Annotated in this window: 26 protein-coding genes and 4 pseudogenes; 13 read left to right on the top strand and 17 right to left on the bottom strand. The window is 58.2% G+C overall.

Annotated features, from left to right (window positions below):
* Positions 1 to 3: 3 nt before the first annotated feature.
* On the bottom strand, positions 4 to 462 hold the full coding sequence (locus tag PW947_RS10950; protein WP_299631547.1) for an Lrp/AsnC family transcriptional regulator: 459 nt from the start codon (positions 460 to 462) through the stop codon (positions 4 to 6).
* Between the two features lie 319 nt (positions 463 to 781).
* Here PW947_RS10950 and PW947_RS10945 point away from each other — a divergent pair.
* A pseudogene (locus PW947_RS10945) lies at positions 782 to 913 on the top strand (arginine deiminase-related protein); the annotation flags it as partial.
* 8 nt (positions 914 to 921) lie between these two features.
* Positions 922 to 1,137, top strand: a pseudogene (locus tag PW947_RS10940) (GNAT family N-acetyltransferase); the annotation flags it as partial.
* A 113-nt stretch (positions 1,138 to 1,250) separates the two neighbouring features.
* On the opposite strand, the gene PW947_RS10935 reads toward PW947_RS10940, so the two are convergent.
* Positions 1,251 to 2,093: an SDR family oxidoreductase gene (locus tag PW947_RS10935; protein WP_299631545.1), complete on the bottom strand. Its 843-nt coding sequence runs from the start codon at positions 2,091 to 2,093 to the stop codon at positions 1,251 to 1,253.
* Between the two features lie 99 nt (positions 2,094 to 2,192).
* Between PW947_RS10935 and PW947_RS10930 the strand changes: the two genes are divergently transcribed.
* Positions 2,193 to 2,570 carry a MerR family transcriptional regulator gene (locus tag PW947_RS10930; RefSeq protein ID WP_299631543.1) on the top strand — a complete coding sequence of 126 codons (378 nt, stop codon included), beginning with the start codon at positions 2,193 to 2,195 and terminating at the stop codon, positions 2,568 to 2,570.
* Between the two features lie 88 nt (positions 2,571 to 2,658).
* On the opposite strand, the gene PW947_RS10925 is transcribed toward PW947_RS10930, so the two are convergent.
* Entirely contained in the window at positions 2,659 to 3,126 is a 468-nt protein-coding gene (locus PW947_RS10925) for a PH domain-containing protein (protein ID WP_299631542.1), read from the bottom strand.
* 385 nt (positions 3,127 to 3,511) lie between these two features.
* Entirely contained in the window at positions 3,512 to 4,141 is a 630-nt protein-coding gene (locus PW947_RS10920; protein WP_299631541.1) for a glutathione S-transferase family protein, read from the bottom strand.
* Between the two features lie 243 nt (positions 4,142 to 4,384).
* Between PW947_RS10920 and PW947_RS10915 the strand changes: the two genes are divergently transcribed.
* Entirely contained in the window at positions 4,385 to 5,317 is a 933-nt protein-coding gene (locus PW947_RS10915; RefSeq protein ID WP_299631539.1) for a LysR family transcriptional regulator, read from the top strand.
* Here the strand turns inward: PW947_RS10915 and PW947_RS10910 are convergent.
* From PW947_RS10910 to PW947_RS10880, 7 genes are all read right to left on the bottom strand, one after another.
* The gene (locus PW947_RS10910) at positions 5,294 to 6,010 is read right to left on the bottom strand and encodes an SDR family oxidoreductase (RefSeq protein ID WP_299631538.1); all 717 of its coding nucleotides are present in this window, start codon (positions 6,008 to 6,010) and stop codon (positions 5,294 to 5,296) included. The two genes, PW947_RS10915 and PW947_RS10910, sit on opposite strands and share 24 nt — an antisense overlap.
* Positions 6,011 to 6,093: 83 nt before the next feature.
* Positions 6,094 to 6,765, bottom strand: a complete 672-nt coding sequence (locus PW947_RS10905) for a peroxiredoxin-like family protein (protein ID WP_299631537.1) — start codon at positions 6,763 to 6,765, stop codon at positions 6,094 to 6,096.
* 55 nt (positions 6,766 to 6,820) lie between these two features.
* The gene (locus PW947_RS10900) at positions 6,821 to 7,597 is read right to left on the bottom strand and encodes an enoyl-CoA hydratase/isomerase family protein (RefSeq protein ID WP_299631536.1); all 777 of its coding nucleotides are present in this window, start codon (positions 7,595 to 7,597) and stop codon (positions 6,821 to 6,823) included.
* 67 nt (positions 7,598 to 7,664) lie between these two features.
* Complete coding sequence (locus tag PW947_RS10895) at positions 7,665 to 8,231, bottom strand: carboxymuconolactone decarboxylase family protein (protein WP_299631535.1); 567 nt, start codon at positions 8,229 to 8,231, stop codon at positions 7,665 to 7,667.
* 407 nt (positions 8,232 to 8,638) lie between these two features.
* Positions 8,639 to 9,493 (bottom strand): SDR family oxidoreductase, encoded by an 855-nt coding sequence (locus PW947_RS10890; protein ID WP_299631534.1) that lies wholly within the window; start codon positions 9,491 to 9,493, stop codon positions 8,639 to 8,641.
* Between the two features lie 639 nt (positions 9,494 to 10,132).
* Positions 10,133 to 10,459 (bottom strand): LysR substrate-binding domain-containing protein, encoded by a 327-nt coding sequence (locus tag PW947_RS10885; RefSeq protein WP_299631533.1) that lies wholly within the window; start codon positions 10,457 to 10,459, stop codon positions 10,133 to 10,135.
* Positions 10,440 to 10,769, bottom strand: a complete 330-nt coding sequence (locus tag PW947_RS10880; RefSeq protein WP_299631532.1) for a sulfite exporter TauE/SafE family protein — start codon at positions 10,767 to 10,769, stop codon at positions 10,440 to 10,442. Before PW947_RS10880 ends, PW947_RS10885 begins: the two co-directional genes overlap by 20 nt.
* A 180-nt stretch (positions 10,770 to 10,949) precedes the next feature.
* Between PW947_RS10880 and PW947_RS10875 the strand changes: the two genes are divergently transcribed.
* A complete protein-coding gene (locus tag PW947_RS10875; RefSeq protein WP_299631531.1) occupies positions 10,950 to 11,657 on the top strand; it encodes a class I SAM-dependent methyltransferase in 708 nt (235 codons plus the stop codon).
* A gap of 44 nt (positions 11,658 to 11,701) precedes the next feature.
* Here the strand turns inward: PW947_RS10875 and PW947_RS10870 are convergent.
* Positions 11,702 to 12,132 (bottom strand): annotated as a pseudogene (locus PW947_RS10870) (IS3 family transposase); the annotation flags it as partial.
* A gap of 30 nt (positions 12,133 to 12,162) precedes the next feature.
* On the opposite strand from PW947_RS10870, the pseudogene PW947_RS10865 reads away from it, so the two are divergent.
* Positions 12,163 to 12,521 (top strand): annotated as a pseudogene (locus PW947_RS10865) (amidase family protein); the annotation flags it as partial.
* A 116-nt stretch (positions 12,522 to 12,637) separates the two neighbouring features.
* Here PW947_RS10865 and PW947_RS10860 read toward each other — a convergent pair.
* Positions 12,638 to 14,113, bottom strand: a complete 1,476-nt coding sequence (locus tag PW947_RS10860) for a PLP-dependent aminotransferase family protein (protein WP_299631530.1) — start codon at positions 14,111 to 14,113, stop codon at positions 12,638 to 12,640.
* Between the two features lie 143 nt (positions 14,114 to 14,256).
* Here PW947_RS10860 and PW947_RS10855 point away from each other — a divergent pair, with 143 nt between their 5' ends.
* From PW947_RS10855 to PW947_RS10840, 4 genes are all read left to right on the top strand, one after another.
* On the top strand, positions 14,257 to 15,663 hold the full coding sequence (locus PW947_RS10855; protein ID WP_299631529.1) for an APC family permease: 1,407 nt from the start codon (positions 14,257 to 14,259) through the stop codon (positions 15,661 to 15,663).
* Positions 15,660 to 16,709, top strand: a complete 1,050-nt coding sequence (locus PW947_RS10850) for a flavin reductase family protein (protein ID WP_366146108.1) — start codon at positions 15,660 to 15,662, stop codon at positions 16,707 to 16,709. Before PW947_RS10855 ends, PW947_RS10850 begins: the two co-directional genes overlap by 4 nt.
* Positions 16,706 to 17,395, top strand: coding sequence for a M24 family metallopeptidase (locus PW947_RS10845; RefSeq protein ID WP_299631528.1), 690 nt, complete (start codon positions 16,706 to 16,708; stop codon positions 17,393 to 17,395). The genes PW947_RS10850 and PW947_RS10845 overlap by 4 nt, the downstream gene beginning before the upstream one ends.
* Before the next feature lie 109 nt (positions 17,396 to 17,504).
* Positions 17,505 to 18,230, top strand: a complete 726-nt coding sequence (locus tag PW947_RS10840) for a glutamine amidotransferase (RefSeq protein ID WP_299631611.1) — start codon at positions 17,505 to 17,507, stop codon at positions 18,228 to 18,230.
* Positions 18,231 to 18,447: 217 nt separating this feature from the next.
* Here the strand turns inward: PW947_RS10840 and PW947_RS10835 are convergent, their stop codons facing one another.
* The gene (locus tag PW947_RS10835; protein ID WP_299631527.1) at positions 18,448 to 19,374 is read right to left on the bottom strand and encodes a LysR family transcriptional regulator; all 927 of its coding nucleotides are present in this window, start codon (positions 19,372 to 19,374) and stop codon (positions 18,448 to 18,450) included.
* A gap of 152 nt (positions 19,375 to 19,526) precedes the next feature.
* Here PW947_RS10835 and PW947_RS10830 point away from each other — a divergent pair, with 152 nt between their 5' ends.
* The 3 genes from PW947_RS10830 to PW947_RS10820 all read left to right on the top strand — a co-directional run bounded on the left by PW947_RS10830 (position 19,527) and on the right by PW947_RS10820 (position 21,931).
* Complete coding sequence (locus PW947_RS10830) at positions 19,527 to 20,597, top strand: alpha/beta hydrolase (RefSeq protein WP_299631526.1); 1,071 nt, start codon at positions 19,527 to 19,529, stop codon at positions 20,595 to 20,597.
* 131 nt (positions 20,598 to 20,728) lie between these two features.
* Positions 20,729 to 21,022, top strand: a complete 294-nt coding sequence (locus PW947_RS10825) for an antibiotic biosynthesis monooxygenase (protein ID WP_299631525.1) — start codon at positions 20,729 to 20,731, stop codon at positions 21,020 to 21,022.
* Between the two features lie 189 nt (positions 21,023 to 21,211).
* Positions 21,212 to 21,931, top strand: coding sequence for an ABC transporter substrate-binding protein (locus PW947_RS10820; RefSeq protein ID WP_299631524.1), 720 nt, complete (start codon positions 21,212 to 21,214; stop codon positions 21,929 to 21,931).
* 672 nt (positions 21,932 to 22,603) lie between these two features.
* On the opposite strand, the gene PW947_RS10815 is transcribed toward PW947_RS10820, so the two are convergent.
* From PW947_RS10815 to PW947_RS10805, 3 genes are all read right to left on the bottom strand, one after another.
* Entirely contained in the window at positions 22,604 to 22,924 is a 321-nt protein-coding gene (locus PW947_RS10815) for a hypothetical protein (protein ID WP_299631523.1), read from the bottom strand.
* A 104-nt stretch (positions 22,925 to 23,028) separates the two neighbouring features.
* Positions 23,029 to 23,298, bottom strand: coding sequence for a DUF1488 family protein (locus PW947_RS10810; protein WP_299631522.1), 270 nt, complete (start codon positions 23,296 to 23,298; stop codon positions 23,029 to 23,031).
* Positions 23,299 to 23,511: 213 nt separating this feature from the next.
* On the bottom strand, positions 23,512 to 24,768 hold the full coding sequence (locus PW947_RS10805) for a porin (protein WP_299631519.1): 1,257 nt from the start codon (positions 24,766 to 24,768) through the stop codon (positions 23,512 to 23,514).
* Between the last annotated feature and the right edge of the window lie 29 nt (positions 24,769 to 24,797).

Here is a 24,797-nt window from a genome sequence, read left to right as displayed (position 1 = left end):
CACTCACCCGCTACGTTTGATTACCTGAAGTTCGGTCGTCGTCACAATTTTCTCGATCTTGAAACGGTTGCTAACCAACCACGCGTTCGCGAGCTCCCGATACTCTTCCAGATCGCGGCAAGCAAGCCGAACCAGGAAATCAAACGTGCCACTGACCAACCAGCAATCGAGCACCGATTCATTGCTGCGCATTTCAGCTTCGAACGGCGCTTGCGAGCGCGCATGGTCCGTCAACGCGATCTGCGCCAGTACGATGATCGACCGCTCCGCCTGCGGGGGTTTGATCACCGCCTTGTCGCCGGCTATCACCCCGATTGCTTCCAGCCGACGCACGCGCTCCTGACACGGACGCGGTGTCAGGTTCACTTGCTCGGATAGCTTCTGATATGAAATGCGCCCTTCCACTTGCAATATCTCGAGTATCTTCTGATCGATCTTGTCGAGTCCCGTCTTCTTGTCCATCCCTCTACCTTAGCCCGTTTCGAATGCCCCATTTGCGCATCCCGACGGACACAGCGGCCTCCGCTGAGTCGTCAGCAATTTTCGACCGGATCCATGCGCTGCGGCATCGCATTTCACTCACAACTCACATCGAAATATGAGCAGAATGATATAGCTGCGGTGAGCCAGGTTCGATACGACGCGTGTAATTTAATGCCGTTCGTCTCCGGTTCTCCGACATGCGTCCGGCGCCCGCGACGAATCCTGAAACAGACCACATACTCATGCAAACCAAACGACATCCCCTGCTTTGCGACAGCCTGGCTACCGTACGCGAAATCGTCGTGGTTCCGGTCGCAAACGATCTGCCAGTCTCCTGCCATTGCGCGTTCCGACGATTGAAATGGCCGGGGGCTCGGTCCGCTGCATGTTGGGCGGAATTCATCTGGCCCGCCGGACAGATCGACGGTGAGCAGCTGGCAGCGCTTCCTCGCGTCGTTCGGCCCTGCGCTGTGTCGATTGATAGAGGTCGATGGTGTTCAGGCAGGCTTTATCCTGATCCGGCCGGAGGACAACTACGGGCTCCTCGACCACCTTTACATTCTGCCGGAGCACCAGAAGAAAGGAATCGGCGCCGCTGTCTTATGGGATGTTTTCGCGGACGCCTACTCGCATCGAATGCCAAGCCGGGTCGGTACCTATCCAGACTCAATCGACCATCGCGCTCTTCGAGACATTCGGCGCTGCCGCTGAAATCGGCATTAATCGTTGAGAAAACAACTTGCCGAAAGCGCGGCTTTATCGGTCGCTCACCTGGGAGGAACCTGGCCGATTGCATGTCCTGTCGCAAGCTCCTTACCTTGCCGCGGCCTGAGGATTTTTTCGACGAGTCGCGCAGCGCCTTGACGGCTCAATAGCCTCGGCAAATTGGCAAGGAGCCGGTTTTTCATCCCCACAACCCGGTGACTCCTGTTGCGATCCAACGCCCAAAATGCATCCCGGATGACTGTCGCAATCGGCATCGGCGACCCGACAGCGGCCTCCTGAGCGCCGACGACATCAAAGAACCCGGTTTGCGTCGCACCCGGACACACTGCGATTACCCGGACCCCTCGATGCCGGTTCTCGGCCCAAACGGCCTCGGAAAACGAAAGCAGAAACGCCTTCGTCGCGCCGTAGACGGCCATGTAGGGATCGGGCTGAAGCGCTGCCGTCGATGCAACGTTGAGGATGACACCATCGGATTTCTTCAGCATCCCTGGCAAGACGAGGTGCGTCAGCGCGACCGGTGCCATGCAGTTCACCAGAACTTCATCGCGTTGACGCGACAGCGGGACTTCTTCGAAGCGCCCATACGCCGCAAAACCTGCGTTGTTGACCAGTACATCGACGACCTTCCCTGACGCATTGAGGTAGGCGGCGATTGCGTCTACGGCACCGGAAGTACTCAAGTCGGCGGTCAGAAAATCTGCGTCGCAAGCATAGTCGCGTCGTAATTCCGCTGTGAGTTCGCTCAGGGTGTCGTGTGAACGTGCCACCAGCAGGAGTTTGGCGCCTTCTCTGGCGAGGGCGAATGCGAACGCGCGTCCGATACCGGACGATGCGCCGGTGATGAGTGCGGTCTTCCCGCGAAAATCATAGCGGCTAGTCATGGCTTGCTGGGGGAGTGGAAGACGGATAGGACTGTAAACCGTTGACTATAGGCAACGGTCAAGTCCTAATGTGGGTTCACGACTTCGGATGGAGGCAGCATGCGCATTGGCGAACTATGCAAGCAGGCAGGCGTTTCTCGCGACACGGTTCGCTACTACGAGAGAATGGGACTGCTGGACAAGCCAACGCAACCTCACGCGACGAATACCTACAAACGCTATTCCGCACTCTCGTTGCAGCGGATTCGTCTAGTCGGCCATGCCAAGGCGCTGGGCTTCACACTGGCGGAAATTCGCGATGTCATCGGTGTGTGGGATAGCCCGAGTTTTGATACCGCGCAGAAGATTGCATGTCTACAGACCAAGCTCAAAGAACTTGACGACAAAAGCAACGCGTTGCACGCACTACGCGCGGGGCTGCTCAACGCCCTGGATAAAGTTGGCAGCGAGTGCATTGAAGTGGAAATAGCGGCGTGAGATTGGCCGGCGGCGCAAACGTCTACTTCGGGCGGACTCGACGGTCCGTTGTGGGTCCGACTGCAGCCGGTGCGTGCAGATCATTCATCTATGCGGGAATGCGGCGTTCCTGATGCATCGCCTCGTCGAGCCTCTGGCACAGCTGATCCGCGTTGCTGATCGCCGGCAAACGCCTCACGGGATGAACGGCATCGGTGGTCGTCAGGATGATCGTGCCGGTGCCGAACAGGCGTTGCCACCATGGGTGGATCAAGGTGATGCATTGAATTCGGGAAAGATCGAGAGTCGATGCACGGCGATGCAGGATGCCCTGCGTCCAGGTAATTCGGGTGGTATCGATGTCGATTCGGGTGAACGCTGTCTTGACGAAGGGCAAACCGATTCCGATCAAAACGGCGCCGGCTTGTGCAAGCAGCAGATTCCACTGAAACGGGAAAGCGTTCGTCGCCAGGAGATGCACACAGCCAATCAGCGCCATGACGACGCCCCCCTTCAGGAGCGCGGGAAGGTTGCAGACCTGCGACGGCGCTCCGCGGAAAATCACCTGATTAACCATCGCGTATATTCCTTTCTGACCGAAAGCGCCAGTCGTTGATCGGAAAAGGCCGTGCTGCCTGACTGGGCTTCGCGTCGGCGAACTGACTGCTGAGCAGTGAAATGCCATGGCCGATACGCCAGGCATACTTACACACGCAATTGTAGCGCAGTGATCGTAGCAGACCGGCCCACGCCCTCTTTCGGCGCGAGGAACGGCTCCGTCGGCGGGCCGCTGCGAAAGGCCGCTGACGCGCGCACTGAGGCGGCAGCGTTTGCGGCCGCCGCGGGCAAGCTGCTGTTTTTCGCTGGGCTCGACGATAAGGAGCCGGCCGTCGAAAGGCTCAGGCGCAACCTTGACGATTGCGTCACCAAGGACAGGCTTGATCGAGCGTGCTCAAATCCGCTCAACCGTTCTCTTTCGCAAGCAGTTCGAGTTTCTCGATGGCCCTTCCCGTTGCCGGGCGCGCAAGCATCGCGTCGTACCAGCGTCGCACATGGGGCGTGTCATCCAGCGTCAGGTTCGGAAAGGCGCGTCTCCATATCCATCCGAAGTGCGCGATATCCGCGATTGAATATTCGTCGCCCGCGACGAACGGCTGCCCGGCAAGGATCGCGTCGAGCAGTTTCAATTGACGGTTCGCCTCGCCGGAAAAGCGCTCGATGGCGTGCGGCATAACCTCCGGTGCGAATTTCAGAAAGTAGCCCGCCTGTCCGAAGGCCGGGCTCAACCCTGAAGCATGTACGAACAGTTGTTCAAACGTGCGCGCCCGGCGCACCGGGTCTTGCGAGAGTAGCTTGCCGTGCTTCTCGGCGAGATAGACAAGGATGGCCGCAGACTCGGTCAGCGTGAAATCGCGGTCGTCGGTGGTCAGTACCGGCACCTTCCCGTTGGCATTCAGTGCGAGAAATGCATCGCTCTTCTGCTCGCCCTTTCGAACGTTGACAGCATGCAGCGTGTAGTCGATTCCGAGTTCTTCGAGTGCGATCGGCACCTTAACGGAATTGGGCGTAGCGAATGCATAAACGTGATACATGGCGTGTAATCCTTCAACAGAGATGTCGGCTTGACGTGAGACGAACTTTGCGTGGCATTCGACATCCGGTGAAGTCCGGCCGGAGTGATAAGCACTATTCCCGCGAGGAATGACCTGATGACTCTCGACCTCTCGCCTCGACACCGGCAATTCCACCGACCGGGTTGTGACGCGATAGACTTCCGGCTGAAAACATCTCAGCGACGATACGGACTTCACAGTCCTTCAGGGAGAAGCAGCGGCATGGACCGGATGGCAGCAATGGAAACATACGTCAGCGTAGTGGAGGCGGGCTCGTTCTCGGCAGCCGCAAAGCGACTCAAACTTGGGCAACCGGCCGTCTCGAAGTCGATTGCACAACTCGAAGAGCGGCTTGGCGTGCGACTCCTGCTGCGCTCGACACGCGGCCTCACGCCAACCGATGCAGGTCAGCGGTTCTACGAGCACGCGCGGCGCGCAATCGAAGAAGTCGACCTTGCCGAGCATGTCGCGCGCGACGCGTCTACCGGGCTGTCCGGCGTGCTTCGCATCAGTGCCGCGGTGACATTCGCGCGCCTGCACATCCTCCCCGCGCTCAAGATCTTTCTCGACCGGCACCCTAACCTGCAGATCGATATCGTGCTGGACGATCGCACCATCGACTTGCTTGAAAAAGGCGTGGATGTCGCGTTGCGCATGGGATCGCTCGACGATTCGGCCATGACCGCACGCCGCATTGCACAAAGCCGCCGGCTGGTTGTCGGCACGCCCGCGTATCTCGCCGAAGCCGGCGTGCCGAAGACGCCTGCGGACCTCAGTCAGCATCAGGTGATCGTGTATTCGTTGCGCGGCGGTGGTGAGTCGTGGGCATTTAGCCAGCACGGCAAGGAGGTGGCCGTGGTCGTCTCCGGGCGCGTCAGCGTGAGCGCTGCTGAAGGGATGCGTACGACGGTACTCGGCGACCTGGGCCTTGCGATCGCATCGGAATGGATGTTTTCTCCGGAACTCGCCGACGGCACGGTTCGGTCGGTACTGACCGACTGGGAGTTGCCGTCGATTGACCTGTGGGCAGTCTTCCCGGCCGGGCGCCTGGTGAGCGCGAAGGCGCGGGCCTTCGTCGCGTTCGTGGAAGAGATACTTGGTTCCGCTGGCAGTAGCCCGGGCGGCACGTCCTCAGAAAGCGAGCTTGCCGATTGATGCTCCGCCGTCGACGTACAGCGTTTGACCGGTCATGAAAGCGGCCGCGTCAGAAAGCAGAAATTCGATCGCCGCGGCAATTTCATGAGGCTTGCCGAAGCGACCCATGGGCACTGAGGCCAGATACCGCTTCTCGCCCTCGCTCCCCGGCGGATTGTTCGCCCGAAACAGCACGGTCTCTGTCGGACCTGGCGCGACGGCATTCACCGTAATGCCCGTGTCAGCCAGTTCCAGTGCCCACGAACGGGCAAAACTCACCAGCGCTGCTTTCGCCGCGGCATAGGCCGTGCGCTGCGTCATGCCGAGAATCGTCAGGCTGGAGATGTTCACGACGCGTCCCCAGCCGCGCGCCCGCATACCGGGAAGCAGCGCCTGAACGGTCTGCACGGCAGGGTGAAGATTCAGCGCGAGGACGTCGTCGAGATCGTTGAGCACGACTTCACCCAGACGCTGAGGTCTGACCAGCGCGACATTGTTCACCACGCCGTCGAACGCGTGACGACGCACCAGATCATCGAGCACCGCACCCGTTGCGGCATGGTCGGCCAGATCGACGCGGACCAGTTCGCCCGGAAAATCGCGTGCTTCGCGCGCGAGACCCACCACATGGTGTCCGTCGGCAATCAGCCGTTCTGTCAACGCGAGGCCAATGCCCTGGGTCGCGCCGGTTACGAGAAATGTACGCTGTGTCATCAAATGTCCTTTACGAACCAGAAGAAATCGAAAAGCCGCGCCGGGTTCTCCGGCGCGGCGCGTTGAGCGTTGAGCGATAAGGCTCAGGCGCTGGCCGTCGCTTTTTCCAGAACCGGGAACATGTCCGACGGGTCGGGACGACGCGTGTAGTCCGGGTTGACTTCGGAATACAGCACGATGCCATCCTGTCCGATGACGTAGCGCGCGGGCATCGGCAAAGTCCAGCTTGGGTCGTTGTTAAACGCCGGCAAATCGTTCTTCAGGTTCTTGTACAACTCGACCAGATAGTCGGGCAACGCGAAGCGCAATCCAAAGTCAGCGCCCGTCTGACCGTTCACGTCGCTCAGCACCGGGAAGCCGAGTTCGTTGGTGCGTACGGACTTGCGGCTATTGACCGGCGTCTGCGGCGAGATCGCCACGACGTTCGCGCCGTAGGCCTGAATCTCCGGCAGCACTTCGTTGATCGCCTGCAACTCGATATTGCAATACGGGCACCAGACGCCGCGATAGAACGTCACGACCAGCGGGCCCTTCACCAGCAACGCTGCGGAAGACACGTCGTTGCCGTTCTGATCTTTCAGGTTGAAATGCGGCGCGCGGTCGCCCGCCTTGATCGCGCGGCCCGCCTGACCGCTCGCAATCAGCGCTGCCGTGGCGCGCTCCATCACCGGATGAATTTCCGGGGGCGCGTTGAACGGTGGCTTGCCTGCTTTGAAGTCGGCCCGGAATGCGTCGAGTTTGTCTTGAAGTGACATGAGTGTTCTCCGTCGAGAGGAATAAAGGAATTGAGGAATTAACAAGTCAGTGGATTCAGGCAGCGTTTTGCGCTGCTGCCATGCGCGCTACTTCGGCTGCGGTGATACCTTCGAGCGCGAGGCCGTAGCCGATGCCTTCGTCGATCACGCGACGCAGGCGCTGGGTGAGGCCGATGCGGGTGTATTTGGTGGTGAGCGGCGGCTGCTTTGCGATAGTCGCGGCGATGGCATGCGCACGAGCCAGCAGTTGATCCGCAGGCACGATCTCATTGACTACACCCAGCGACCTGGCTTCCGCGGCATCGAGCTTTTGTTGCGTGAGCACGAAGTACCGGCCGCGAATGCTGCCGATCATTTCCGGCCAGAGCAGATGGACGCCATCATTGGGCGCGATACCGAATGCGGCGTGCGGCATGTCCTGGAACACCGTCTCGGGCGTCGCCACCACGATGTCGCACAGCAGGACGTATTCCGAATGCAGCAGGACCGGGCCGTTCAGCGCGGCGATCATCGGCACTTCGATGTCCAGGATGTTCATCAAAATCTTGCGCCCTTCGCGGAAGATCTTGTCGTAGCCACGCGGCGTGAAGAAATCGAAGCCGTCCGGCGAAATCGCGTCCATGAATGCGTCGCCGCTACCGGTCAGGATGACCACGCGGTTATCCGGGTCTTCGCCGATCTGGTGGAACATATCGGTGAACTGTGTATGCGTATGGCCGTTGAAGACGAGCTTCGCACCGTCGGTATGGAACCGGACTTCGAGCACGCCGTCCGGCGAGCGGGTCAGCGTAGCGTTGGAGTAGGCGTTTTTATAGCGGTCGAACGTGGACATTTCGGTTTCTCGGTCATCGATATGGGATTGGACGGGAGCCGCCGGGGCTCCCGAAGTCGTCTATGGCTTACGCAGCGACAGCGACCGGTTTGGTCCACTCGTTACCGGCCATGAAGCCGTCGAGTTCGGTGTGGACGATGTGGTTGGTGTAGTTGCTCATCACCTTGGTCGCCACGCCCAGAATCACTTCGAGGACGTTCTGACGGGTGTAGCCAGCGGCGAGAAAAGCATCGACATCGGCGTCCGGGACGAAGCCCCGTTCACGCACCACGAGCGTCGTGAAACGATGCAACGCTTCGAGCTTTGCATCGGGCAGCGGTGTACCGGTGCGCAGCGCGGCGATCACGCCTGCGTCCATCTTGATCATCTTCGCCAGCGTGCTGTGACCGGCCATGCAGTAGTGGCAGTTGTTCTCGAAGTTCGAGGTCAGGTAGACGACCTGCTGTTCGTGCGGCGTCAGCGTGCTTTTCGAGAACAGGTCCCACAGCGCCGAGTAACCGGCCAGCAACGCGGGCGATTCCGCCATATGCGCCTGCAGGTTGGGAACGAAGCCAAAGGCCCGCTTCGTGTCTTCGAGGCTGGTCTTCGAGGCGGCCGGTGCGTTATCGATCGTGTAGGTTTGGAAGTTGCTCATCGTTTTGCTCCTGTTGGTTGACGGTGAGCAAATGATGAAGGTCAGCGCCCGTTCGAAGAAGGCAGGAGCCGTCGATAACAGTCATTCCTGGCAGGCATAAAGCGAGGGGGGCGTCATAGACCGCTCGGGGTCGGTTGCGGAGACCCGCCGCAGAGGGGCAGGTCATCGGCTCGCCGACCGAGCGCTAACTTCTGGGTCCGGCCAGTTTGAGACAGTGGGCGAGCTTGCCCAGATCGCCAACAATCGAACAATCCATCCGCTGAAATCTGGATGTTGACGAACTCACTATCTCTGACTAAAGCCAGAGATATGAACAAGCACTTTATCCGCACGGTTCGCGGCTTTAATCGAACGAAGTGCCCTGCATTGTCGGGGCACTTCGTTTTCCAGCCTGGCGTCGGTACCAGTCAGCCCTTCAACGCCGCCTTGACCGCCTCGGCCAGCGTCGTCGTGCTTCGTCCGAGAAGTCTGGAAAGATCGCGGGAGGCGCTGTCCAGTTCGCCTACCGATGCTTTGAGGTCTGCATCAACGACGACATCGGCAATCATCTTCGGCAGACCAAAGCCCATTGGCGCGGCCTCATAATCGGCGGCTGGCAAGTGGTTATATACGATCGTTCGGCCTGTCTGCTTCGACACTTCCTCGGCCAGTTCTGCCAGCGAATAGGCTTGATCTCCCGCCAACTCGTAAGTCTGGTTGGCGTGACCGGGTTGCGAGAGGACCGTCACTGCCGCATCTGCGTAATCGGCGCGCGACGCAGAGGCAAATCGACCTTGTCCCGCGCTGCCGTTGATTGCCGAATTGGCGAGAGCTGTGGCAAGGCCGTCGGTATGGTTCTCGATGTACCAACCATTTCGTAACACCACGAAGTCCACGCCAGTGCTTTTCAAATACGTTTCGGTCCGGTTGTGCTCGTCGGCAAGAATTAGATTGGACGTGTCGGCGCGTAGCATGCTGGTATAGACAATCAGCTTGACGCCCGTTCGCATGGCGGCGTCTATCGCAGCCCGATGCTGCCGAAATCGTTCCCCTGGCTGTACAGCCGAGATAAGCAACAATTGCTCGACCCCATTGAACGCTTCGACAAGCGTTTCGGGACGATCGTAATCTGCCTCGCGTATCTGGACGCCGAGGGCGCGCAAGTCCCCGGCCTTTTCAGGGCTCCGGACTGCCGCGATGATCTGGTTGGCGGCGACGACTTGAAGAAGACCTTTGACAACCAGTCGCCCAAGATTTCCATTGGCCCCAGTAATGGCTATCACTGTGTATTTCCTTTTGCATGAAAGCATGCGTAGATTAAAATATGTATTGCTACTTGTTTGATATGAAAGCGGAAGTTTTGATGTTTCTCGCTTCAAAGGGAAATCATCTTCAGCGTACGATCAGTGCGACCGGCAGACCGAGACCGAACATATGGAAGAGAAGAGCGGGCAGGAAGGGTATCGGCGATATTGATGGAGGCGTGATGAACGCACTGTGCGGCAACACGACGAAGCCTATGAAGAAAAATACGATGATGCCGAGTAGCGGGCCTCACAGTCCCGCAAGGCGATTCACGACTTGCAGGCGCGACGCAACGACGGCGTACGCGATTGCCGGAACGCTCGATACAAAGAAGTGAAGCAGAGTGCCCAGAATAAGGCCGGAGATAACTACATAGGCGGTCGTGCCGCAGGTCAGCGCACGGGTCAAACTGCTGCGTAAAGGCGTCGGTCGGTTCGACTGCAGAGTCGGTCTCGTGTATGGAATGTTCATGATCAGCGTCCTCAATAGCTTGAGCGGTATATGAAACGTCGGAGCGTTTCCCCGTCGTTGAAGCAGTCTAAAGAACCAAGGTCAGCCTGAGAAACTACTGCTTTATCAAAAGACTATTGTCGAAAAACCCTCAGATCGAATCGGTTTTACGACAACTTCTGCGACGGATGCCGGGCAAAGAGTTCAGCAATCCAGTCGACGAACACACGCAATTTATTGCTGAGATGCCGATTCGGCGGGTAGACGATCGACACCGGCATGGGCGGAATATGCCATTGCTCCAGGCAGCTTTGCAGGTCGCCGGAGGCGATCAGAGGTGCGATCATGAAAGTTCCGCCGCAGATGATGCCAAGGCCCGCTCTGGCAAGGTCGGTACACGTCGGCACATCGTTGCAGAGGAGGGCCTTTTTGCCTTGGATGTCGGCAGTCTCGCTGTCGTGACTGACTATCCTGTCAAAAAGCCCACGGGCCACCAATCATAGCCAGATGCAACAGGCTGATCTTCGCGGATCGACTCGCGATCCAGCGTCGCGTCGGAATCATGCCGATGAAGAATGCGCCGAGAGCGATGTCGACGACGTGTGGAGGCAGCGCCAACAGGGTATGCACGCCCAACGCCGCACCGGGAACTGACGTTGAGCAATACGCGGCCAATGCCCGCCAATCAATCTCGCTCCGCCAGGCACATACCCTGCCGAGGTTCCCCATGACCGCTCCGATCGCCATGATCGGCACCGCCGGCTGTGGGCCGAAAAAGATAACGAGGATGGGCATCAGCATCATCGACGAACCCGTACCCACAACTCCGTGCCGGGCGATGGCTGGGAAAATGGCCGGTTAAGTTCCGGCGTCCGTGTCGCGCGTCTCGTGGAGGATGATTCGTGGCGTAAAATTGTAACGTCTGCGTCCACTCATCTATTTTGCGGCGTCACCCTGCCACCTCATTCTGGAGATGTCTCTATCTTGTCGCTCAAGTCAGTTGTCCGCTCGATCGTGCCGAGGAAATTGCTCGTACTCGGTCGCCTGTACCAGATTTTTTTCAACGGCTACGGTCATGTCCGCCGTACTGATGGAATGCCGACCAACGGCGAGGGGAAGTTTCAGCCTTGGCTGACATACCCATTAATCGAATACCTCAACGGTTTTGATTTTTCCGACAAGAACGTTTTTGAATTTGGCGCTGGCGCCTCCACGCTTTTTTGGGCGGAGCGGGCGCAAACCGTTACCAGTGTTGAATTCGATCAAGGTTGGTACGACGTGCTGAAGCGCAAGCTTCCGGGTAATGTAACTGTGCTTCATGACCCTGACGGACATAGCTACGCGGCTACGCCAAAACGGCTTGATGGTCGTCGGTTCGACGTGGTCGTGGTCGACGGCGCTGAACGCTACATCAGTGCCCAAACGGCACTGGACGTCCTGGCTCCGGGCGGAATGATTGTGCTCGACAATGCCGAGTGGTATCCGAACACTGCAAACATGCTCGCATTGGCAGGGTTGATCGAAGTCCGGTTCAGCGGTTTTTCGCCGATCAACGCATTCACGGCTACATCGAGCGTGTTCCTGTCGCGGGAGTTTGCGTTTCGTCTCTCGTCGGCCGCACGCAAACCCCCGGTTGGTGGGACGCGCTTGCCCGAGGGCGCACTCGATGACGGCCCCCCATCACTGCTGTGAGTCCGGACTTCCGAAGGGGCGTGCGGCCAAAATCTTGGACAGGTTTATGCTGCCATCGCTAGAGTCCCCCGGTATTCGAGCGGGCTGAGAGAGCCGGGCGAGACCTTGATTCGCGTCGTCTTTTACCAGCGGATATAGGCGTCGAGGATTCGATGAATTGATCGACAGTCGTAGCCCGGCAGTCGCGAGGATAAAACAGTTCGGTCTTGAGGCGACCAAAGAAGCCTTCACAGGCCGCACTATCGGGCGACCATCCTTTGCGTGACATCGAGTGGACAAGCCTTGCATCGCGCATCCTTGTTAGCCATCCCGGCCCGCGATAGTGAGCACCGCGGTCCGAGTGGACCACAGGCCGCTCATCATTATCAGCCACCGACTCGATGGCCGAATCCAGCATGGTACTGACGAGTTCAGCATCTGGTTGCGTGCCGATCGACCCGCTCACAACGAGACCATCGAAGCAGTCGATTAGCGGATCTTTACTCGCGTTTGTGCTGACAAGGCCCGCTCACCCATCGATGGTATTCCCGTGTCGGTGAAAGACCTGTTCGATGTGGCCGGCGAAACCGCGATTGCCGGCTCGGCCGTGTTGTGCGGCAAACCGATCGCCGTCCTGGCGACTCGTCTTCCTGCGCGGCAATCTCAGTGACCGACGGTATGGCTTATGCCGCTGTCGGCTCGAACACCGGCGGTTCGGTACAAATTCTGTCGGCCCTGAACGGACTCCCCGGTTTCCAGCCGACCGCATCGCGCGTGTCGATGAAGTGGGTGTTGCCGCTGTCGGAATACCTCGACTCGATCGGTCCGCTGGCGGCGTTGGTCGAATGTTGCGCGATCATGGACGCCGCGCTTTCCGGCGAAGATTACGTCGCACCCCCAAAGGTCATTTTCTACATCGGCGCTAGCAGTTGAATGACGACATCCATTTTGACGACCGCGGGAAGTGTCCGCTGAGACTGTAACCAACATCCTCATAAGCTTCAATTGGCGGCGGTGGCGACGAACGCCCGTCGTAGTCGGCCGACTGCCTCTTCAAGCTCGTCCGCGTCGAGACTGCCGAAACCGAGCCTGAGGGCTGGGTAGGACTTTTTCTTCAGGGAAAAATGACTTGCCGGAAGAAAACGTATGCCTTCCCGTTCACCTTCCGCCTGTAACGCTTCCATGTCGACATCTGTCCTGCAGACAGCCCAGAGTGCGAGCCCGCCTACAGGAAGCTCAAAGGTTAGCCATTTGTGAAGGTGTGTCTTCAGCAGTTTCCCGAGGAGGTCCCGCCGCTCCGCATAAATCTTCATGACTTTTTTCGTGTGGCTGTGAATCACTCCGCTCGATAGCAGGTCGGCGACGGCCGCTTCGCTGGCAGGATCCCCCTGCCGGTCGATGATGGTGACCTCAGCCGCGGCACGCTCGATGAACGGCGCCGGGGCAATCAGATAGCCGATACGCAACGATGGCGTCAACAGCTTGGACATGGAGCCGACGTAGATGACCTTGCCTCTGCGGTCGAAGCTGGCCAATGGGAGCATGGGGCGGTGAGCGAAGTGAAACTCGTGGCTGTAGTCATCCTCGATGATGGCGAAATCAAACTGCTCAGCGAGTGCCAGCATTCGCATTCGTCTCGCTGCAGGTAGCAGGACCGTCGTCGGGAACTGATGATGGGGTGTGACGTACACCGCACGGACGCGCTTGCGATAGCAAAGCTTCTCGAGTTCATCGACCTTGAGCCCCTCCTCATCTAGACCGACGGTTACGACCTCCGCCCCCGCTGCCCGAAACGCTTCCCGAGCCGGAGGGTAGCTGAGTGCCTCGATAACGACGCAGTCTCCGGGCCGAACCAGAATTCGGGCGGTCACGTAAATCCCCATCTGGCTGCCACGCACGATGCAGATGTTGTCCTCTTTAGCGGCAATACCACGCTCGGAACTCAGCATTTCGAGAATTTCTCGTCTGATACGGACGGACCCACGTGGGTCGCCGTAACCAAGCCGATTCTTCTGTGAGGCGGCCAGTAGCGCCTTGCGGTAGGCCGCCGCAAGTTCCGCCACAGGCACCAGCCTCGTGTCTGGCGCGCCATCGTCGAACGTGAGGTAACCATCCTCGCTGTAGAGGCAGGGAACATCAGGACCATTTCCCGCCAGCCTCACGCCCAACGCGGGAGCAATGCCTGAGTCAAGCGGCTTGACGGCCTCAATCCCTCTTTCCGGCAACTCGTGCGATACGAAAGTCCCCCGCGTCTTCTCAGATTTGAGCCAGCCTTGAGCGGAAAGCTCCTCGTAAGCGAGGATTACCGTCTTTCTGTTTACATCCAGCACTTTCGCAAGCTCCCGTGAACCCGGCAAAGGGGTTCCAGGTAGCAATCGCCCGCGACGTATTTCATGAATTATGGCTTGAACAATCTGGCGAGCAACTGAACCGGCCTCTCGCTGGATAACAATTTTCAGGTCCCAATTTCTCAGCATCGCATCCCCTGACTGGACCAGTGAAAATTAAAAAACTGGGGGTTCTATATGGTCCAAGGAAGAACATACCATCCTTCCATCGAAACGCATATCAAGAGGTTTCGACCCACAACACATGCTGGCTCATCGATAGGGGATGGGAAATGAGTAACACGCAACTACGCTCGAACTGCCTGAGCTTTGTCGAGCTTCTGGCACAGGCTATAGCCCTGATTTCTCCCACAATGACGGCGGCGCTGATTATTCCCGTCATGTATGGCAACACCGGAGAGTGGAGTTGGCTTTCGTACGCTCTCGGAACAGTGATGCTGCTGTTCGTCTCTTTTAATCTGAACCAGTTCGCTAAGCGTTCGACCTCGTCGGGCTCGATGTACAGCTACATCTGTCGCGGCCTCGGTCTCACGTCTGGCGGCCTTGGCGGCTGGTCACTCATCTGGGCCTACCTCGGTATCTCGATGGCGGGCATCACCGGATTCTCGATTTTTGCCGGCAAGCTGCTCGATATGGTCGGGCTCAGCGTGCCGACAGTCGTTCTCTTTGCGATTTGCGCCGGCGCTGCCTTCTACCTCGCATGGAAAAACGTCCAGCTCTCGGCGATGCTGATGCTCGTGCTCGAGGGTGTCTCGATGCTCCTGATTCTGGTCCTGTCGGTCATCGTGCTCTCCGAGCATCACTTCGCAATTGACACCGCCCAGTTCAACGTATCGAAACTTCCCTGGTCCAATGTTGGGCTAGGCGTCGTCGTCGCAATCTTCAGTCTCGTTGGATTCGAGTGCGCCACAGCATTCGGTGATGAAGCCAAGAATCCGCTGCGAAATATTCCGCGCGCGGTAATCTGGAGTCTGATTATTTCTGGCGCTTTCTTCGTCTTCGTGACCTACGCGATGGTCATCGGGACACGTGGATATCATCAGACGCTGGACCAGATCGACGCGCCGCTTAACGTAATGGCGGAAATGGCTCACGTTGGCCTGCTCCAGATTCCGCTGTCCGTGGGCGCTATGGTCAGCTTCTTCGCCTTGTGTCTGTCGTGCATCAATGCCGGGTCGCGCGTCATTTTCGCGATGGGCCGCCACGGCATCTTCCACGGAGCAATCGCAGAAACGCACAGCAAAAACGCGACTCCGCATGTCGCAGTCTCCATCATGGCTGCAATCGCGTTCATCGTACCGACCGTCCTCGTCTTCGCCCACCAGGTGTCACTCGACATCTTCAACTGGGCAGGAACCATGGCGGCCTTCGGCTTCCTTGTGCCGTATGTACTCATCACTTTGAGCGCCCCCTTCTATCTCAAGAAGCTGGGTGAACTCAGAGCCCGTGACTGGGTGCTGTGTGGATGCTCCCTGCTTCTGCTCCTGATTCCCGCCATCGGCTCTGTCTACCCTGTACCGCCGGCGCCAATCAAGTACTTTCCGTACGCGTACCTCGCTTACCTCGTGATTGGTGGTCTGTGGCTGAGTTCCCTGCACAAACGCAAACCCGATGTATCGACATCGATTCGCGCCGAACTCGAACGCACACACGCGCAATTCAAGCTCGGTGAGCAATGACGATGCGTGCAACCTTGCATTCTAGCCAGTGGCTATCACGCGACGTGCGGGAGGTCATCCTCAGCCCGCACAAAAGTCTGAATTATCGGCCAGGGCAGTACATCTCGATTGCTCGCACTGGTCGGGAGCCACGTTGCTACTCCATGGCTCGTGCTCCATCCAGCGACAACCGGATTGCGTTACACGTACGCCGATGGCCGGGAGGCTCGTTCTCCGACGTCATGATGAACGAGTCACGCATTGGTGATGAATTCGACATTACCGGACCGCTGGGCGCATTTGCCTTCCCAGAGGGTGCCGGGCCGGTCGTCATGCTTGCAACGGGGACAGGCATTGCGCCTTTTCTGGCGATGCTGGAATCCGTCCTCGCCGGCAATGCCATGCGCCCCATCACGCTTTATTGGGGAATGCGCAACGAAGACGATTTTTATGCACGGCATGTGGTCGGCGACTGGACCGCACAATTTCAGCACTTCCGCTTCGTACCGGTGCTGTCAGAGCTCGGAAGCGGCTACGTTCAGGATCTGGCAGCGCGGGAAATAGGCGACCCAGCGAACACGCATGTTCTTGCTTGCGGCAATGCCCGGATGACTGACGATGCATTCGCGCGATTCGTCACCGGAACGGAAATTCCGGTTGCCAGTTTCGCATCTGATGCATTCGTGCCCGCTAAGGATGGAAGCGACGCCGCGGAGACGGGACCTGATTCCGAAGCGAAAAGCGCGGTCCGTCTGTTTATCAACGGGCAGTGTCTGCACGCGCCAGCCGGAGAGACCTTACTTCGAACGCTCAAAGTAGCAGCTATCCCCGTCATGTCCGTTTGTGGAGGAAAGGCGTCGTGCGGCACTTGCCTCGTAGAGTTGGACGCAGACTGGTCAGAGCGAGTGCCGCCCTGCTCGCGCACGGAACGTAACCTTCTCTCCTGTCTGCCAGACACAGGACCATTGAGCCGGCTCAGCTGTCAGATTCGCGTCACCCAGGACCTTGACGGATTGGCAGTCCGTCTGTCGTCTTACAACCCCACAACGAAGGAGTTTTCTGTATGAGCGCAGTACTCGAACAGGTACAACTGGAGCAGGTCGGTTCCGAATTTTCAGAGGAACCGATGCTGATGGTTCGACAAAAAACTCGCAACATCATTCACGAGATTGCTGCTCGCTGCGAGCCGGGTATGATCGAAGAGGATGCTGTGGAAATCGCGAAAGAAATCCTGGCGGCAAACAGGATGCTTCGCGGCTGGCACGACGTCTACGTCCGGTTCGGGTCGAACACGACAAAGACGTTTGGCGCGGACTCTGACCCCGGCGTGGTCCTCAAGGAAAACGACATCATGTTCGTGGACATCGGCCCCGTCTTTGAAAAGTTGGAAGGTGACGGCGGCGATACATTCGTGTTCGGTAGCGACGCCGATATGGCTCGATGTGCAGAAGACGCACGCAAGCTCTTCCATATCGTTCGAAAGAAATGGCTGAGTGACGGAAGCACCGGAAAGGTTCTGTACGAGTTTGCAGTCGAGCAGGCACAAGCGCTCGGTTGGGAATTGAATATGGACCTCTCAGGTCATCGTGTGTCCGACTTCCCTCACGCCGCGGTCTACGAAGGCCCGATGGCAGACGTCGATTTCTGCCCATCGCGACTGCTGTGGGTATTGGAGATTCACATCCGCCATCCGAAACTGAGCTATGGTGCCTTCTTCGAAGACATGCTGCTCGAGGACAAATATTTCGCCTAAGCGCGCAGCCTGCATCGACCTACCCATGTATTGACCTGAGAGAGCCCGCATCCATCCGATGGCTGCGGGCCGGGTCTTTTGCTATCCGCTGATTTCTTTCTCACCCAATATGTTCGCAAGTTCTGTTTTTCTGCAACGAGTCGTCGCTGTGCGGCACGTACATTTTGAAGACCTCGGAACCCTTGAAGGGGTGCTTGAGGAACGAGGAGCTGAGGTGACGTACCTTGACGCTGGCCTGGACGATCTCTCATCGATCAGCTCCGATGGCCCGGACCTGCTTGTCATACTGGGCGGTCCCATTGGTGCATACGAAGAGGAAGACTATCCGTGGCTTGCGAACCTGAGGTCACTGCTCGCAAAGCGCATTGCCGCTAAGTTGCCGACACTCGGTATCTGCCTTGGCGCCCAGTTAATCGCGTCTGCTCTAGGTGCAAAAGTCTACGCGGGGGGCACCCGCGAGTTGGGCTGGGGGAAAATCACCCTCTCCGAAGAAGGTATGAGTTCGCCGCTTCGACATCTCACATCAAACGACTGTCACGTCCTTCACTGGCACGGCGACACGTTCAACCTCCCAGAGGGAGCGTCTTTGCTTGCCTCGAATGATTCTTATGTCAATCAGGCATTCAGCTTCGGACCCAACGTACTAGGCCTCCAGTTTCATCCTGAGGTCCGCGCGCGTGGCTTTGACCGCTGGCTGGTTGGGCACGCGTTGGAAATTGGTTCGACGCAGGGACAGAGTGCGAGCGGCCTAAGACAGGCTACCGCGGACCATGCTTACTGCCTCGAATTGCAAGCGCGAATCCTGTTTGATGAATGGCTCAACAGACTGGAATGAAGACGTTGTCGCTGTACTTCGTTACGGCAAAAGCAGAGATCATCGTGCTACCTGCCCTAACCGGGCATTTAGGTCGGCGTGCACGAACGCAAGAAGTGCGGCGGCAAAGCATGGGGCCCAATCCTACCTCGCGAGATCGTGCGTCATGAACTACTGAAATGTGTCGAGCTCCCTCAAAGGGGAGTCGAGTGCATCCCAGTAAATCTGCATTACTACGCTACATCCCCAGCAGCGGCGCAATTTCCGTCTCAGCGCTCGCGAAGCGCTCCGCCAGAAAATCCAGGAGCACCCGCACGCGTGGCGCCATGAACCGGCTGCGCTGATAAAACGCATACACCGGCACCTGGGGGGTGGTCCACTCCGGTAACGCGATAACCAGTCGCCCGGCACTCAGATCAGCGCTGATATCCCAGATCGATTTCATTGCGAGACCGTAGCCGGCGAGCGCCCATTCGCGCGCGAGCGCGCCATCGTTGGTCTCGCGTGCACGCGCTCTGGGCACCGAGAATAACTCAGTCGCGCCGTTCCGACTGAAGCGCCATTCACCTGCCGCCGAAGCGCCGGTGCCAAGCACGATGAAATCGAAACCTGCGAGGTCACGCGGATGAGCGGGCTTACCGTGCGAGGCGAAATACTCAGGCGATGCACACATCACACGCCGGTTCGGCGCCAGGGGCCGCGCAACAAAAGAACTGTCTTCCGCAGTGCCGAAACGAATCGCCAGATCTATTTCGTCGTGGAGCAGATTCAACACCGAGTCGGTCAACACGACGGATAGAACGACCTCCGGATACATGACGTTGAATTCGTCCAGCCACCCCTTTAGAACATGACGGCCAAAATCAGAGGTCGCCGAAATCCGAACGCGTCCGCGCACGACGCTTCGGCCAGCCTGCAAAGCAGCATGAGCGTCTTCAAGCGCCTGCACGGCAATTTCGCAATGCTCCAGATAGGTTTGGCCTTCTTCCGTGAGACGCAGTTTGCGCGTGGTCCGCTCGAATAGCCTGATCCCAAGGTTTGCCTCAAGCCGCGTCAGCCGCGCGCTTGCAGCCGCAGGCGACAGGTTCAGCTTGCGACCGGCCGCCGACAGGCCGCCAAGATTCGCGGCCTCAACAAACAACCGGATGTCGGCGAGACTTTCCACAATCTTTCCATATTTGTTGAAGGTGATTCAAAGTCTACAGTCATTATCAAATTTGAGTTGATGTGAAAAAATCGGGCGTGATCGAACGATGCTCGTTGAATTTACTGGTTCGCACAGTCGATCACGCACCGTCGCTCTCATTTCTATCGTCAATGAAAAAGTCACGCCCCCTCGCTTTGATCATCACGACCGCGACGCTATTGCTGTCGTCTGCGCTGCCGGCCACGTCCGCTTTCGCGCAAAGCGCTGTTGACGATGTTGCGCCCGACGGGCCCATCTACGGCGCCGAACTTCAGGGCTTCGACTATCCTTATCCGGTTTCTTACTTCAAGTTTCACTCGCAGCGCCAAGACTTGCAGATGGCGTATATGGACGTCGCGCCCGATCCGAAAACAGCCAACGGCCGCACTGCCGTGTTGCTGCATGGAAAGAACTACTGCGCGGCAACCTGGGCTCCAACCATTAGCGTGTTGAGTAAGGCCGGTTATCGCGTGATCGCAGTCGACCAGATCGGCTTCTGCAAATCGAGCAAGCCTGAGAACTACCAGTTCACCTTCCAACAACTTGCGCGCAATACGAACGACCTGCTGCTATCGCTCGGCATTCAGAAAGCGACGATGATCGGTCATTCGACAGGCGGAATGCTCGGCCTTCGCTATGCACTGACCTATCCGCAGCAGACGGAACAACTCGTGCTGGTCGACCCGATTGGACTCGAAGACTGGAGAGCCAAAGGCGTGCCGCCGGTTTCCGTCGATCAATGGTACGAGCGCGAATTGCACACATCGGCGGATCGCATTCGTACTTACGAAAAGAACACCTATTTCGCAGGTCAATGGCGTGCCGATTACGAGCCTTCGGTGCAAATGCTCGCGGGCATGTACCGCGGTCCACAACGCAATCTGGTGGCGTGGGATTCCGCCCTGCTCTACGACATGATCCTGACGCAGCCGGTCTACTACGAACTGTCGAAATTGAAGCCGCCAACGTTGCTGATGATCGGCGACAAGGACACCACGGCGATTGGTAAGGAATTTGCGCCACCAGCGCTTCGCTCTTCGCTCGGCAATTATCCCGAACTGGCCCATCATGCCGCGTCGATGATTCCGCACGTTACGCTGATCGAATTTCCCTCTGCCGGCCACGCACCTCAAATGCAGGAACCGGATTCCTTTCACGCAGCGCTGTTGCGTGGCATGACCGACTTCCGCACGACCGATTAATCACAATATCTCGCATGCTAAAAAATCACACACGCGTCATGTCGGCGATCATGGCCGCGAGCGCAGCAGCGTTTTCGTTTGATGCTCAAGCGGCAAGCCAGCCAGCGAATCCCAACGCTCTGGAGGCGCCGGTGTATGCCGTGGTTCACGTCGATATCGAACCCCCACAAGTGAAAGTCGCGTTACCGCTTCTGGCTTCGTACGCGAAACACGCGGCGCACGACCCGGCCGTGCTTCATATAGAGATATTGCAGCAAAGCGGCGCGACGAATCATTTCACGCTGGTCGAAGTCATGCGTTCACCGGCAGCGTACCGTCAGTTCGTCGACGAGCCGTATGTCCGGCAGATGCGTACGGCGCTGCAACCGCTGCTGGGCAGTCCTTTCGACGAGCGCTTGCATAGTGCTGTGCGGCTCGACGATTAAGGCGATTCGAAGATGACCAGACTCTCAACCAGACAACTCGCGCGCATTGCCAAGCTGACGAGCGCGCTCGCATTCGCCAGTGCAGGAGCGTCCGCGGCGCTAACCGCGTCTATCGCGTGCGCGGCGGCCATGCCAGTGGACGCCGCTTCACAGGCACAGTCCCAGACCGTCGGCACATCGCGTGCATCGATGGCGAAAATCTTCGCGCCGAGCGGTACTTTGCGTGCGTCGATCAATCTCGGCAATCCGGTCCTCGCGAGTCTCGACCCTCTCACCGGCAAACCTGCCGGAGTATCGGTCGATCTCACGACCGAACTCGCGAAGCGGCTCGGTGTGCCGCTGCAACTCGTCGTGGTGAAGTCAGCGGGCGCATCGGTTGAAAATGTAAATCATGACAAGGCGGATATCGGGTTTTTCGCCGTCGATCCGAAACGCGGTGCGGAAATCAGCTTTACAAAACCGTATGTGCTGATCGAAGGCTTCTATCTGGTGCGCAACGATTCTCCTATCAAGACCGACGAACAGGTTGATCGACCGGGCGTGACCGTCGCTGTCGGCAAAAACAGCGCATACGATCTGTTCCTGACGCGTGAGTTACACCACGCGACGATTGTGCGGATTCCAACGTCGCCTGCCGTCGTGCAGGGCTTTCTGGATCAACATTTGGATGTCGCCGCTGGCGTCAGGCAACAGCTTGAAAAAGACGCCGCCAACGCCGGTGGATTGCGTCTGCTGGACCAGCGTTTTATGGTGATCCGTCAGGCGATGGGCGTGCCGAAGGCGAAAGGCGAGGACGCAGCGGCGTATCTATCGCAATTTGTCGAAGATATGAAAACTTCGGGCTTTGTTGAGACATCGTTGGCACGGCATCACATTGCTGGAGCTGCCGTGGCGAAAACTGGTGACTAGCTGACAGGGCGGTCGTGCGAGGTCGCTTAGCTCCGCGCCTCCGCCCGAAGACAAATGATTTTTAGCTGCCGTGAGAACGAGGGTAAGCGATGCCATCGCATACTGAATTTGAGTCCGGTCATGGCTTGTACTGGCATCGGTTGAAATCCGAGTGCGCTTGCGAGCGCGTTTGAATAGGCAAGGCGATTTGCAACGCACCCGCCTCAAACCCTAAGAAGGCAACGTCCCCGCCGGCGCATCCCGCGCCGATTTGTCATGCTCACGCAGATATATGCCTAGCAAATGCCGCAACGTCGGCAGCAAAAGCAGGCGCCGTTGAACCTTACTGTCGACATCCGTAGCAAGCGGCTCGATCGTTGACCCAATAGATGCCTTCATCACACTGTCACGTAAGTTCGCGCAGCGGCGGTTAAGCATCGTGCGGACGCCCGGTTCATTGTCATGCGCACACTGTTTGCCTAATAAAGATCCGTGATCTGGCAGCAACACTTAGCGTGAGCAATTACGGGCGCGCGGCCGGCGGGGAAAACGCAGACATGGAAGTGGAACGTCGACTCCGCCTTGGAGAAGCGGACCTTCGCGCGTAAATTCATATCGACGGAATAGGTGAGCAATTCGCAATGGGCACTCTGGACGGCGACTCTTGCGTAAGTGGCTATAGCTGTTTCTCCTTCAGGCCGACCTATCTATATCGACATGACGAAAAATCAGGATCTCACTTTGCTTCGACGTTACGTCTTTCTGTGCTCCGCGCCGGGAAAGAGCACGTCGCTCATACACTATCTGTTTGACGATGAGCGCGGAAATCCGGTGGTCGTCACCGATCCCGGTGAATAGAGCAAGTCCTATAGCTGGGAACACGCCTTCAAGGAGGGCTTCGAAATAAAGGCGGAAGTCAGCAAAAAATGGCACCGATTTTCGGCGTCTTGACAAGGAATTGGTGACTTTAGTTGATTCCCTGATACGACGCTGAGAAACGCCGGATATTCGCATCAGCGAGTCCTGCGGTTGCGCACCAGCCCCTCATCGCGGATCTTGTCGCACGACGCGTCGAACAGACCGGTTCGAGCGGCCCGTTCTCGCTAACACAAACCCGCCTACAGGTTCCCCAGATCAGCCGCCGTCACGAGAACACGTGCGCCTCGGAGCGAATGCAACTTTTCCTCTGCGACCGCCAGTATCCGTTTGCGCGCGTTTTCAAACGCCTTCACAAGCATCGAGTCGTCGGGCTCTCGCCTGAACAGAATATGGCGCTCCAGCGCATCGCGAGTGACCGCGCACGCGATGGCCCGACCCTGTGCGATCAGGGTAAAGGTGATTAATCGCCCTTCCGCGAAAAATCCCAGACGTCCTTTCATTGCAAGCATTTAATCCTCAGCGTTACACCTTTTTGCGCCTGTCCCGCACGCGAGACAGGCAGCAACATGCCCGCAGCTTAGCAAGAACAAAATTCGGCTGTTGGCCAGTGCGCATCAAGTCCGGCAAGTCCATGCAGAAGATCAGCTGGCGATGCGGTCCCGACGACGGTTGAAGACCGCCGGAAAAAATGCGCGCCGCGTTGGAGGCGGAAACGCACAAGCTTAGAATCTGTGCGCAATACCCGCCGTCAGCGCGATCTGATGGTTCGTCGCCGACGGACTCATATAGCCGATTTGTGCAACCGCTGCCTTGCCGAGCGAGTTCGTGCCGGCTGCCTGCTCCCATGCGCCGAGCGCGTACACGTCGGTGTGTTTGCTGAGCGCGTAGTCGCAGCCGAGCGAGACCTGGTGATAGTGAGAGGCGCCGAGACTGCCCACGTCCGACACCCACTCATAGTCATAGGCAACACCTGCCGTCAGAAACGGGCTGAAGTGGTGCAGCAGGTTGACTTCAGCGTTGCTGACATGAGCACTCCCCTGAAGATGAAGCGGGTTCGGACCTGATCCGCCGGTATCGCCAAGCTGCTCGAACGACGTCCGCGTGAAGACCGCCCCGACCTGTTCCGCACCGAACGAATAGGTGCCGGCCGCCGCAATCTCTTCCATTGTGTGAGCGGACGCGAAGCCGGAGATGATCGGGGCAGTCTGCGCCGACGTCGCCGAACCCGCGGATCCAACGTTGTTCGTGGTCACACCGCCTGCGTTGGGGTTGATCCCGAAGACGGAAATGTTCGGGTTGCGCGCATTCATGTAACTGACGGCGCCCTTGAACGCCCCACCGGTATAGCGTATTCCGCCGCCAAACACGGAATCCGCCGACACCGACCCTGCCTTGCCGCCCAATCCCACAATCGCGCCAAACCTCAGCCCGCGCATGTCGACACTTTCGTATTTGATCGCGTTGTTGGTCCTGCGGACGTTCAGCAGGCCATCGACATTACCCGGGTGAGTGGAGAACTCGCCGCCAAACGACGTCACGGCCGACAGCACGCCGACATATTCGGTCGTGAACTCATATTGCCGGCCCAACGTCACCGTGCCGGCTGTGTCACTTGCCAGCCCGACCCACGCCTGCCGTCCGAATTCCGCGCCACCTTGCGCAAACGCGCCGCTGTTTACCGCGAATCCATTCTCGAGCGTGAAGACAGCGCGCATGCCGGCCCCGAGATCTTCGCTCCCGCGAATGCCCCAACGGCTCCCCATCTTTCCGCCATTGAGACCGTCGGCCATGTAGGTTTGACGATGCCCCACCGGCTTGCCGCTGGCGCCAAGGCCGGTCTGGGTATTCGACGAATAGTTGATGCCCGCATCGACCACACCGTACAGCGTCACGGACGATTGCGCGTAGCTTGACTGTACGAGCGAGAGACCGAGCGAGACGATTGCGGCCGTGGAACAGCACTTCAATATTGTGTTCATTTTCGAATTCCTTGGGAACGTCAGATCAA

Source organism: Paraburkholderia sp., from assembly GCF_028283785.1.
In the GTDB taxonomy this organism is placed as follows: Bacteria; Pseudomonadota; Gammaproteobacteria; order Burkholderiales; family Burkholderiaceae; genus Paraburkholderia.
This window is presented reverse-complemented; position numbering and strand designations above follow the sequence as displayed.